Genomic DNA, 11,066 nt, shown 5'->3' with positions numbered 1-11,066 from the left:
CCAGCGCCCGCGCCCGCAACCCGCACAGCGGCAGCCAGCGCCCGCGCCCGCAACCCGCACAGCTTGGATTCGGTACGAATTTCTCTTTGGATATCTTGCCGTTTTCGAATCACACCACTTGCAGCCACGCCGTTTATGTGGTTGTCAACATCTATGAGGTCATATTTCTGTATCGTTAGGTTTTATCTTGCGGGCAAGGAAAAGAGGGAAAGAGCTATGCAGTCACTTAGGATGAAAAAGAAGGAAGAATGGAAGAAAAGCTGTGACGAATGAGAATGAAGAAGAAGATGGCTACAGCACAACGGAACTTGCGGACGGAAGGCGGTGCGAGCATCAGATAGCCAACACGGCACCCAAGCCGACTGTTCACGTGCCTGCCGGCACCGAAGTCGGAGGACACGGAGGAAGGGGCCGCCTAGCCTTGATCTGCAACAAGGCTTTGACGTCCCGACTCCTCTCTAAGAGGAGTCCGAAGAAGAAGACGCAGAGGAAGGTGGAGAGGAAGATGGACGGGCGAGAGGCGTACGGGCTCGCCGCCGGCTCCGTGCTGGTTGTACACGCTGCAGAGCACTGGCCTCGGGCCACGCCGCGGATCGCCTCCGCTGTCTCCCGGAATCACACAAATACGTTCACGTCACGACGCTCAAAGTATCCGCGAGGAATCAGCACAGTATAACGAGGTTGGCTCGCGTTTGATAGCCTTCGATAGTTGGGTTCGCGATGGAATCACGGTTATCCGCTGCGCGAGGCACTGGGCTGATTAAGCTGGCTTGCCCAGTGGGATATGTGATTTCTCGGCTGCTGCAGGGCGTCCACAAGGCTGCGCTTGGGGCGGGGCGTTGGTCGAGGTCGGCCAATGATGCGTGAGCAGATGCAGGTGGCGGGCTTGTTCCAGCAGGGCGAGTGCCTGTCCGGGGCTGCGGTTTCTGATCTTGCGAACCAAAGTGCTGAGTGCGCCGAGGACGTCGCAGGGCCCGTCGATCCATTCCGCGGAGATGCCTTCGGCAAGGCCTCCGCGGTACCGCTCGGCGACACGGCTCGTCGCCGCGACGGCCGTTGCCGAGGCCTGGCGACTGGCGGTAATCGCGTCCTGGAGCCCGCCAGAGGTCGGCGGTCAGGATCGTTCTGGTCAAGCCGGTAGTGGCTGTCCTGGTTGACGATGAGATCCACGTGCGCAGCAACGCGACCATGATGCTGAGGGACGATGACTAGCCCCACGCCCGGACGCAGGTAGCTGACCGGGAACTGCCGCTCAGCTCGCTTCTCGGCCTCGTCGTTGGCTGCCACGAGGCTGGCGCAAGAAGTCGGCGAGCCCGATGGTGTCGCGGCCAGGACGCTGGTCCAGCGTAGCTAGCGAGTTGGTCAGGAGGCTCAACGTGCGCGAGATGCTGTCGTACTGGCCAAGCCGAGCTTGGATTCGCATCAGGTCTCGGTAAATGGCCTCGTTGTACGGATCGAGGCTGCGGGCCTGTTCGAGCAGTGCGAGCGTTTGCTTCGGGTCACCATCGCCGATTGTGCGGATCAAGGCGCTGAGTGCGTCGAGGACTTCGCGGCGTATTGCTTCGCGTGGTCCGTCGATCCAGTCTGCGGAGATACTGTCAGCGAGGTCGCCTCGGTACAGCTCGGCCACGCGTCGCAAGGTGGCTTCCGCGTCGGTCCCGATTGCTGCGTGGCGGCTTAGGGCGAGCGCGTCGAACACCTCCCAGAGGTCCACCGTGACTACGGAGCGGTCGAGCGCGTAGTGCCCGTCGTCGTTAGCGGTGATGTTGGTGATCTCATTCCTTGTCGCAGTACGCAGTCCACGGCGCAACTGGGAAAGGGTTGCGTGGAAAGAATTGTAGGGGCGATCGCCTGGTGCGTCGGGCCAGAGCGCCGCGGCGAGCACCTCGCGACGGGCGCCCTCGGGGTGCAGCGCGAGGTAAACGAGGACTTCGCGCTGGCGCGGCGCAAGACACTCGATGAGATCGGTGGGATTCGGTTCAACGCGCATCAGGCGCAGTCGGCCGAGCACCTGCAGATGCAGCGGCGTGTCCTCGTCGGCGCTGAGCTGCACGGAGGCGTGGGCGGGTGTTTGCAGCAACGGACGACCGGTCGATTGCTCGTCGCCTGCCCGAGAGGTCGCGGGCTTCCCGTCCTTCGATGAGCCGGCTGTTCGCGGTGGGATAGGGGCACGCGGCGGGGGTCGAGGATCGTTGTTGGGCGGAAGTTCGGGGGTTTCCTGCTCGGTGGTGGCGTCCGGGGAAGCAATGTCGATCGCGCGGCGCGCCGGTGGCGAGGCTGGCAATGCTGACATTACGGGTGCTGGTTCGTGCGCCCCGCCGGTGATGAACTCGAAGTTCGTCTGGTGTGTCGGGCAGTCCGCACCGGCGTCGTCGGTGGCAGCAAACGCCGCACGGCGTGCGGGGGCGTCTTCGCTCCTGCGCACGGAGGTCGTCTCGGCCGCAGGCTGTCCGGGCGGCTCCGAGTCATCCGGTTCTGCGGCGTGGAGGAGGGCGAGCAGCTCTGTGGTGTCGGTTCCGGGCAGGGTGAACAAGCGGGCACCGCCCAGAGCATCGGCGAGAGTCGGGCTGGTCGCTCCGATGGTGCCGTCGTTGCGGACGCGCGCGGTGCCGCCGGGACGCCATTGGCCGAGAAGCACGCCGGCCAAGCCGAGACCGGCGCCGTTGTCGAGGATGGCCTGCATTCGTCGCTCGACATCTCCCGCGGGCGTTGCGACCAGCACCGCATGCGCCCTGTCGTCGGCGTCATGCTCCTGGTCGGCTTCGTCGTCGCGGACGCGTGTGAGGAGTTCTGCTTCCAGGACTGACAGCGCGGCCGGCAGGTCGTCAACGATGCGGAGCCGGGCAGGCGCCCCCAGAGGCAGGTCGGTACCGAACAGGGTTTCGGCGTCAGCGGCAGGAATGACCACGAATGCACCTTGGCCACCGTTCACCGCTGGCGCGAGCAGGGCGACGATCAGGGCACGCGCAGCGGCGTGGGCACCGGGGCCGATGAGTCCGAGCCCGCAGCTGCGGGCGAGGTCAAGCGCGACAGCCTGTCCCTCGCGGAGGCCGAGCACGGTCGTCTCTTGCGTGGGCAACGCTGCGCGCGCGGTGGCCTGCGCGCGGTCACGCGCATCGAGGTCAGCAGGCCGCGCGAAACCGGAGGGCTGCTGCGAGATGCGCGACGCATTCTCGCCGTCGTGGGGCAGCGTTGCGTAGTCGTATGCGATCCGCAGAGCACGTACGACCGGGGCCCCGCCCGGATCATCAGGTTCGGCTGCACTGGGCCGATAACGGCTTCGGCGGTGCAGCCGCACACTTATCATCGCGACAGTGATCAGCGCGGCAAGTCCCAGGCCGACAAAAGCACCGGTGGGCAATGAGATCCCAATGCCAGGAACGGCAGCGGCAGGAGCGGCTTTGGCTGGCGGCGAAGGAACGGACGGCAGCGGGGTTGAAGGGGCTTGTGTGTCGGGGCCAGGTGCCTGTGGCGGATCGGGCGGGCTGGGGTGCTCTGCGACAGGGGGCGGCGCGGGAGAGACGGATGTCAGCGCGGGCAACCGCAGTTGCCAACCTGGCCGAATGAGACTCGGCGTGGTGAACACCGTCCCGTCGATCTGCGTGGTGCCACGGTTGAGCTTCCAGATCTCCGGCCAGCGATTGCCGTCGCCAAGGCAGCGTTGAGCGACCCGCCACAGGCTGTCGTGCACACCGTGTTCAGGTGGCCGCACAGTTTCCATGTCCTGCTGGCTCGCCGTGGCAGCTCGAGTATGCGCCGCGGCGGTGACGATCGCGGGTCTATTTGTCGACAGGATCTCAGAACGGTGAACCGCCGTCGCGATGGTGGTGCGTCCGTCTGCGGAGGGTTCGAGCGCGGCAGCCTGTGTCGTTGTGGTCGGGGCGCTTGTCCGGCTGCTGAGGATGGAGAACACGATCGTCCCGACCAGCACGCCCGCGGCTGCGTGTAGCGGGCCATCCCGGACGCTTCCCCCTGAGCGCTGCCAAGGCGCGCAGCGAACCACGTCCGGGATCGCGGCCAGCACGTCGAACGTGAACCGGGCCCACAAGGGCCACAACGCGCAAGCCAGGGCGTCGAGCAGGAACTGAGGTGACATCGGCGCGAGCAGGGTGTTCTGGATTTCGTCCCAGGCAGGCAAGTGGTCGGGCAATGGCCAGCCGATGAATTGAACGAGTGCCGTAGGCAAGCCGCCAATCAGAGCAAGCAAGACGACGACTGCCAGCAGAGCGCGAAGAGCACGGGCAAGCACTCGGACCGTGGCGGCGAGGACCAACCAGGAACGGTGACCAGCGGCGAATGGTCGGGCCGGTTTCCGTTGCGCTGATTCTGATGTCGCGGTCATGACTTGCCCGTTTTCGTGGCGATGTGGAAATCGTGCTCGATGTGGTATCCACCAGCGTCGGCACAGTTGTGCCGCGCCGAGTAGCGAGGTCAGGTCACCGTCGGCGGGACAGGTGCACGCGCCTCCGTCGTAGTGGCGCTAGTCGCTCCCACCTCTGACGCCGCAGATGACTTATGGACTGCTGTCCTTTTCGTCGATTCTGGCCGGTGGTTCCGACCCGCCTTCGCAGCTGCCGCGCTGGCCTTCGATCGCTGGCTTTTGACGCGAAGGGGTTTCTGACCATCGAACCAACGAGCCAGGTCAGTGGCAGATACATCGGTGAACTGCGCAAGCTCGTCGATGCTAATAACGTCGTTGGCAGCGGCCAAGGTTTTGCCGAGTTGCGTTTCGATCGCGGCGAGCTGGCCAGCGATCTCCGATCGCCTCTCCGCGAGGTCACCGACCTGCTTTGCTGCGGCTGATCGTCGTGCGCTGCGAGCAGAGTCGACTTCCTCGACGCGGCGCTCGATCTCCTCACCGGTGGCCATTTTTCTCCCTTCTCCGTTGACGCGCGGCACTTTCAGCTTTCGGCGGCACGTCGTTGCGACGGGGTTTCGCCGCTGTCGGTCCACAGCAGGTGATACGGGCATTCCTCGACAACGCACTCATCGGCAATGCCCCTCTGACGACGGCCACGACTCGACCGGCTGTTCCCACGGAAACCTTCCGGCGTCAACGACGTCGCGGGCAGCGGTGATGCCGCTGAACATGTGCTGCGCCAACGTTTCCGCGGTATGCAACAACTGTTGGGCCTCGCAGTGCTCGGGCAAGGCGGCAAGGGCTGCCTCAGTGCCTGCAGCCAGCTTGGCATGCCGAAGCTTCGCTTCCCATGCCCGAGTCAACACGAGGCAGCTGCGCATGTGAAGCAAGACCTCGTTAAGGACGTCCTCGATCTCAGCAACCGCCTCGCGTGCCACGGCACCCAGCTCGCCGACTGCGGACTTGGGCGCGCCGGCGAGTTCGTCGGCGAGGCTGCGGGCTGCGCGGGTGCGGTCCAGGAACTGGAGTGTCTGCCACACGATGCAATGCATCTCGCGTGGGACAGTGGAGCCAAGCCAGGCACGGGCCGGGCTGCGGCGCAGCTCGTCCACGCCCGTGATCATGGCACGCGCTGCGGTATCGGTTGCGCCGAGGCCGGTGAAGTCGCGGCTGCGGAAGAAGAACTCGCCCCGTCGGCGTTCCAGCCGGCACGAGGAGGCAGGGTCGTGGTCATGCTCGGTGAGCAATCCGGCGGCACGATCCCAGCCGATTACCACGCCCATTCCCGCCGCGAGAACTCCGGCGCAGACCAAGGCAACGCCCAGGTCCGAGCTCACTGCGACGGCGGTCAAGGCAATACCGCCCAGCACACCGATCACGACCTGTGGGTGCAGCGCGGCGCGGACGCGTTCGGCGCGCCACCGCGACGGCGGGACGTACGGGTTCAACAGCACGGAGTCCGGTCCGTCGACGAACGTCACGACTCTCACCGGCTTCGCCGCGGCGGACTGCCTGTGGCCTTTCATCGCGGCTTCCTCTCGACGGCGGCTGAAAAGAAGCTGCAGCAAGGGAATTTGAGCGGCGATCGTCTGCTGCCCATGGTTCCGCTCGAACCGGGAATCCCTTCCGAGACCACGAGTCCACGGTCTTCGCCGGACATTCCTCGTTGCGGCTGAGCCTGTCCTGTGCCGGTAACAGTGATCGAACCGATCCCGACGAACCCGAGTAGTTGGGTTGGCTGGCTGACAGTCACGGTCACAGTGACGGTGTTGCCAGCTACAGACACACTGCCACTTTCACCGGTGGCAGCAAGATACTGGCGCGCCAGAATGGTTGCTTGTCTGGGCACCAACCGCAGGGCTCCACTGGAACGGTAGGCGGACAGGTCGATGGCTTGCGCTCCGGCACGGGCAGCCTCTTGCGCCTCGCCGATCGCGCGAATTTTCGCGGCCAGGGCAAGGCCGCCGTCGAGTACCAGTCCGCTGAATGCGATGATTGCGGTGACCAGCACGACGACGAATGCGGTGACTCGTCCGTCTTCATCCGCGCGCAGACGTCGCAGCCGGACGGTCAAGGTGCCGAACATCAGGTACCCCCGGCATTGGCGGCGACGCCGCGGTATGTGTCCACAGGGGACGAGAATGACGCGGAGAGCTGAATGCTTCCCGGCATTCCGAGGAGCGCGAGGTCTGACAGTCCCGCCGTACAGGTGACTTCCACGCTGACGGTGGCCCCTGGCTGAAATCCCGCGGTATTGACGGTAACGGCCAGACTCCGGCACGTGATGCCGGCATTGGCCAGCGCTGCGGACGCAGTGGCGTGAGCGTCGTTCCGAGCGTTGGTCACGTTACGCGCGAGAGACGCCGCACGTGCTGCTTGGTGAGCTGCGTCTTCAAGCCGCAGGGTGGCATCCGCCATTCGTCCGCAGAAGACGATGAACAGGAGCATCATGATCAGACCCGGAGTGAGCAGGACCAACTCCGCGGCGGCCGATCCTCGCTCGTCGTCACGGAGCGAGCGCAACCGCTGTCCATAACGGACTCGCCGCGCGCTCACGGCTGGGCTCCGGAGCGAAAGCGTTCGACCGGACCCACAGCGTCACCCTCGGCAGTCAGTGTCAGGAAAGGAACGACTTGGATCACGCTGCCTTCCACGTGCACTGCCGCCCGGTCCGGGCTTCGACTCACGATGGCGCGCGGATCGCGCAGCGGGCCACTGCCGAGTTGCTGGAGAATCTGGTTGGCCTCGATCTGCCCGCGCGCGGTAGTCCCGCCCAGCACTCGCGTAGTCGACAGGGCTTGAGATGCGGCGGCTTGAGCAATATGGGAAGCGTGCATCCACAACGCAAACTGCGCGATCGACATGATCAGAAGCAGCAACAGAGGCGTAGCGAGCACGAGTTCTGCCGTGGCCGCGCCACGCTCGTCCGCCAAGATTTGACGCAACCCTCCACGCATCAACAGCCGTGGCGTCGTAGATGTTGTCGCCTTCGGCGAGCTGTCACCATCGATCCACATCGGCGGACTCACATGTGGATGCTGTTGGCCTTATCGGTGACCACTTTCACCAGCAAAGCGATCACGACCAAGGCCAGAGCGACGAGCGCGGCGGTGACGAGTACGGTTTCCGTGGTGTACCCACCTTCGTCTTCACGCAGGCGCCGCACGTGGTCCTTGACGAAGCTCCACAAGAGAACAATTGGCGTCAACATTGTTTCCTCCCATAAGTGTCGATTACCGATACCTGGCTTTCAAACCCCTCCTAGCACGGCAGCCACAGCCGGGTAGCCGATGAACAAGAGGAAACCGATGAAGAGCACAATCACGGGCAGGCTCATCCGTTCGGTGGCAGCTTGCGCGTCGCCCTCGGCTTCGGTGAGTTCCCGTGTCCGCAGTGCGGATGCCTTGGCTTGCAAGGACGCGCGGACGTGGGCGCCCTCCGTGCCTGCAAGGCTGACTGACGCGGACAGTTCGGCGAGCTCGCGGATGTCAAGTTCGGCCCCGAGTGCGCGAAGGGTGGCCCACGGGGTGACGCGGGTGACTTTTGCGATCGTCAGCGCACGTCGGATCTGGTTGAACGAGCGGCCACGGCCAACCGTGGCTGCGTCAGTAAGAGCGCCTTCCACTCCGGCACCCCCAGCGAGAGTGACCCGAATCAGATTCAGATAGGCGCTCAGCGCGAGGCGGAAGTCAGCCCGTCGGCGCGCGGCGGCGCGCCGAACCGTGATGTCGGGCAGCAAGAATCCGATGAACCCGGTAAGCAAGCTCGCGATCAGCGATACCTCCCAAGCCAGGGGCATGCCCAGCAGCGCAAGCGCGACCGAGACGAGCGTCGGCAGCAAGAGCCCGGCAATCGCGAGTGCCGCTTTGTCAGCCAGGTGGGCAGGGACAGGCCTGCCGGTCATGGCGAGGTCTTTGCGCACGACAGGGCTGGGCAGCCCGACTGCGGTCAACAGCCCGACGAACGGCTTTCCCAGCGTGGTCGCCCAGCCAGAACGTTCCAGTGGCGTAATCGGTGCTGGCGTAGGCGTGTTGTCGAGTCGCCGCAGGAGTGAGGCCAGACCGGGACGCGGTGGCACTGCCCATACCAGGATGGCCCAAATCCCGAGCCCGAACCCAGCTCCGATTGCCAATGCGGTGATCATGCTTGCCCCTCCCCTGTGGACGCTGTCGCGCCGTCGCGGCCGCGCAGTGCGTCAAGGTCAGTCAGGAACCGGTCTGGGGTCTGATAACGAGCCATGCGGGCGAGCCACAGAAACGACAGCGTGAAGAGCGCACCGACGACGGCGAGCATGATCTGTCCGAAGGCTGAGTCGAAGGGAGCCAGGTAACCGCGGTTGAGCGCGGTCAACCCGGCGGCGAACGCCAACGTGACTCCGACAATCATCCGGACGCTGGTCCGGGTGCGAGCGCGGCCAGCTTCCACCCGCAGCCGCATGGACACCTGCTCACGAGTCTCGGTCGCGAGTTCGCCGAGCAATTCGGCCAGCTGACGCGCTTGCTTCTCCGAGGCCAGCACCAGAGCGCTGATCAGCAGGTCGGCCGTCGGATCAGCGAGCTGATCGGCCAGGTGCCGCAGGCTGGCAGCTAGCCGGTCGCCGCGTTCGAGACGGAACGTCAGCTCGTGAATCTCCGGGCGAATCGCCTCGGGCACGGTCTCCGCAGTGGCAACGATGGCTTGCTCCAACCCCGCCGCCGCAGCGAGTGTGTCGCGCAGCATCTCGCTCCACGACGCGATCGCCTCGATGCGAGCCACAGTTCGGGCATGTTGTTTGTCCGAACCGAGCACCCGCGGCAAGCCCCAGGTCGCCATTGCCGCCAGCACGCCCCCGACAAGCCATCCCGTGGCGATGGCGACCACGATGCCCACTGCCGCGGCCGCGAGCAGCCACCGCGTCCGGAGCGGATCCCGTCCGGTCTGTCCTCTGTTGCGCCGGCTCCAACGAGGCCAGCGCACAGTGACGCCCCGCCAGGCGGCCACAATCAGCAGCAGACCGAGTTCGACACCAATTCCGAGCAGTGCCATCAACGCGGTGGTCGTAGTCACGGCTTCCACCACCCTTCAGCCCGGCCCGACAGATCCGGGTCGAAGCCCGCGTCGACAAGGTCGTCCACCGTGGCCGTCCGCAGCGGAATGCCGGGAATCGCGCGGAAATCAGCCCCTGGGCGCCACACCTCGTTCGAAATCACTTGAGTGCCGTCCGCACCGACGACTTCGCGGATTGAGGACACGACTCGCTTGCCGTCCTCGCCCCGGGGCTTCTCCAGATGGACCACGAAGTGCAGCGCGGAAGCAACCAGCAGGTTCGTGGCCTCCAGCGAAAGGCGTTCAGGCCCTTGGACCGCGTAGGCGGCGAGCTTCGTGAACACACCGCTGGACAGGGACGAATGCAGCGTGCCCATCGAGCCGTCGTTGCCCATGGACATCGCGTTGGTGAGCGGAATGACGACCGGGCCGCGAACCTCGCCGACAATGACCCGGTCCGGACTCATTCGCAGGGACTGCCACACCAGCTCGGACTGTGAAATCTCGCCCTGGCCCTCGACGTTGGCTTCGCGCGCCTGCATCGCGACGACATCCGGATGACCAGGGTCGTGGTCGAGTCCCAGTTCGAAGACGTCCTCGATGGTAACGAGCCGTTCGTGCGGCGGGATTGCCGAGGCCAACGCTCGCAGCAGGGTCGTCTTGCCGATCGCGACGCCGCCGGTCACCAGCACATTCTTGCGTGCCCGCACCATCGCCGTGAGAAAGTTCTCCAGCGCCAGGTCGACCGTTCCGTTCTCCCGCAGTTCCCGCAACGTTACTCGAGCGAACCGATGACGGCGGATCGAAAGCGACGGCCTGGCCGTCACCGCCATCACCGCCGACGCACGTTCGCCGCCAGGCAAGGAGAAGTTGACGATCGGACTGCCGCGGTCGAAGCGCCGTTCCTCCACACCGGAGCGTGCGGCGAGATCGCGGATCAGATCCACCAGTTCGGCGTCAGAGCCGATGATCGGAGGCAGGCGTTCCCGCAGGCCTGAGGCGTAACGCACGAACACTCGGTCCCCGTTGATGTTGACGTTCTCGATGTCCGGATTCGCGAGCAACGGCTCGAGGCCAGCCATACCGAAGATCTCGTCCAACACAGCGGAAACAACACGTTGCTCGACGTCCTGCGGCACTACCGCCCCGCCGGTGTCAAGTTCGTGCTGTGCTTGCTTTTCCGCGGCATCAGCGAGAATCGCCTGCGCCATCCGACGCCGCTCGCCCGGTTCCATCGCAGGACGGCCGGCATCGTCGTCGGCCTGCATACGGGTGGACAACTGCCGAGACAGTTCTCGGCGAAGATGAACGCGCAGCCGATCCACGGCCGCGGCGTGGCGAGGGTCGACGCCAGGAACGCTCGTCGGCCCTGGAAATGAAGAGGTGGGCGGTGGCAGGTTCGGTGGCATCGACACACCGTTAGGTGAGGCTTGCTGGCCCGGGTAGATGTGCGGCGAGGTCATGGGCGCGTCCCGTTCGTCGACGACCGCGCTCGATGCAGAGACAGCGGCGTGGCGACTGGACCACGAGAGTGGTTCGCTCGGGCACCGAAGGCTGCTGGCGCATTCGCCGCAGCATGCAGACGTCGCGCCGAGGCGAGCCCGTGCGCCAGCCGCAACGCCGCACGCCCCAGCGCCGAGCGGTCCGGACTCGGCCCGTTCCGGCTGTACCCGCACAGCAC

10 protein-coding genes are annotated in these 11,066 nt (G+C 65.4%); all 10 read right to left on the bottom strand.

The annotated features are described in order from the left end of the window. Positions 1 to 1,252 precede the first annotated feature (1,252 nt). Positions 1,253 to 4,273, bottom strand: a complete 3,021-nt coding sequence (locus tag L942_RS42500) for a BTAD domain-containing putative transcriptional regulator (protein WP_037359959.1) — start codon at positions 4,271 to 4,273, stop codon at positions 1,253 to 1,255. Positions 4,274 to 4,431: 158 nt separating this feature from the next. Further along, positions 4,432 to 4,869 (bottom strand): hypothetical protein, encoded by a 438-nt coding sequence (locus tag L942_RS44280; RefSeq protein ID WP_081655063.1) that lies wholly within the window; start codon positions 4,867 to 4,869, stop codon positions 4,432 to 4,434. Positions 4,870 to 4,986: 117 nt separating this feature from the next. Then, positions 4,987 to 5,841 carry a hypothetical protein gene (locus L942_RS14110; protein ID WP_143271436.1) on the bottom strand — a complete coding sequence of 285 codons (855 nt, stop codon included), beginning with the start codon at positions 5,839 to 5,841 and terminating at the stop codon, positions 4,987 to 4,989. A 41-nt stretch (positions 5,842 to 5,882) separates the two neighbouring features. Next, positions 5,883 to 6,446, bottom strand: coding sequence for a TadE/TadG family type IV pilus assembly protein (locus L942_RS42900; RefSeq protein ID WP_308196524.1), 564 nt, complete (start codon positions 6,444 to 6,446; stop codon positions 5,883 to 5,885). After that, entirely contained in the window at positions 6,446 to 6,916 is a 471-nt protein-coding gene (locus L942_RS42895) for a TadE/TadG family type IV pilus assembly protein (RefSeq protein ID WP_268745720.1), read from the bottom strand. The genes L942_RS42900 and L942_RS42895 overlap by 1 nt, the downstream gene beginning before the upstream one ends. Continuing rightward, the gene (locus L942_RS14100; protein ID WP_235079100.1) at positions 6,913 to 7,389 is read right to left on the bottom strand and encodes a TadE/TadG family type IV pilus assembly protein; all 477 of its coding nucleotides are present in this window, start codon (positions 7,387 to 7,389) and stop codon (positions 6,913 to 6,915) included. The genes L942_RS42895 and L942_RS14100 overlap by 4 nt, the downstream gene beginning before the upstream one ends. Next, positions 7,386 to 7,571 (bottom strand): hypothetical protein, encoded by a 186-nt coding sequence (locus L942_RS14095; RefSeq protein ID WP_037359953.1) that lies wholly within the window; start codon positions 7,569 to 7,571, stop codon positions 7,386 to 7,388. Before L942_RS14095 ends, L942_RS14100 begins: the two co-directional genes overlap by 4 nt. Positions 7,572 to 7,610: 39 nt before the next feature. Then, the gene (locus tag L942_RS14090; protein WP_037359951.1) at positions 7,611 to 8,504 is read right to left on the bottom strand and encodes a type II secretion system F family protein; all 894 of its coding nucleotides are present in this window, start codon (positions 8,502 to 8,504) and stop codon (positions 7,611 to 7,613) included. Then, the gene (locus L942_RS14085) at positions 8,501 to 9,385 is read right to left on the bottom strand and encodes a type II secretion system F family protein (RefSeq protein ID WP_051165955.1); all 885 of its coding nucleotides are present in this window, start codon (positions 9,383 to 9,385) and stop codon (positions 8,501 to 8,503) included. Before L942_RS14085 ends, L942_RS14090 begins: the two co-directional genes overlap by 4 nt. 17 nt (positions 9,386 to 9,402) lie before the next feature. After that, entirely contained in the window at positions 9,403 to 10,848 is a 1,446-nt protein-coding gene (locus tag L942_RS14080) for a CpaF family protein (protein ID WP_037359949.1), read from the bottom strand. Between the last annotated feature and the right edge of the window lie 218 nt (positions 10,849 to 11,066).

It is taken from the genome of Amycolatopsis orientalis DSM 43388 (genome assembly GCF_000411975.1).
Classification (GTDB): Bacteria; Actinomycetota; Actinomycetes; order Mycobacteriales; family Pseudonocardiaceae; genus Amycolatopsis; species Amycolatopsis orientalis_D.
The sequence above is the reverse complement of the archived record's forward strand: the minus strand, read 5'-3'. Positions and strand labels throughout refer to the sequence as shown.

What these genes read in the sequence shown, in the direction of transcription:
- L942_RS14095 (WP_037359953.1), bottom strand. Translation starts at nt 7,571, where the DNA reads ATGTTGACGCCAATTGTTCTCTTGTGGAGCTTCGTCAAGGACCACGTG.
- L942_RS14085 (WP_051165955.1), bottom strand. Translation starts at nt 9,385, where the DNA reads ATGGCACTGCTCGGAATTGGTGTCGAACTCGGTCTGCTGCTGATTGTG.
- L942_RS14090 (WP_037359951.1), bottom strand. Translation starts at nt 8,504, where the DNA reads ATGATCACCGCATTGGCAATCGGAGCTGGGTTCGGGCTCGGGATTTGG.
- L942_RS42900 (WP_308196524.1), bottom strand. Translation starts at nt 6,446, where the DNA reads ATGTTCGGCACCTTGACCGTCCGGCTGCGACGTCTGCGCGCGGATGAA.
- L942_RS14080 (WP_037359949.1), bottom strand. Translation starts at nt 10,848, where the DNA reads ATGACCTCGCCGCACATCTACCCGGGCCAGCAAGCCTCACCTAACGGT.
- L942_RS44280 (WP_081655063.1), bottom strand. Translation starts at nt 4,869, where the DNA reads ATGGCCACCGGTGAGGAGATCGAGCGCCGCGTCGAGGAAGTCGACTCT.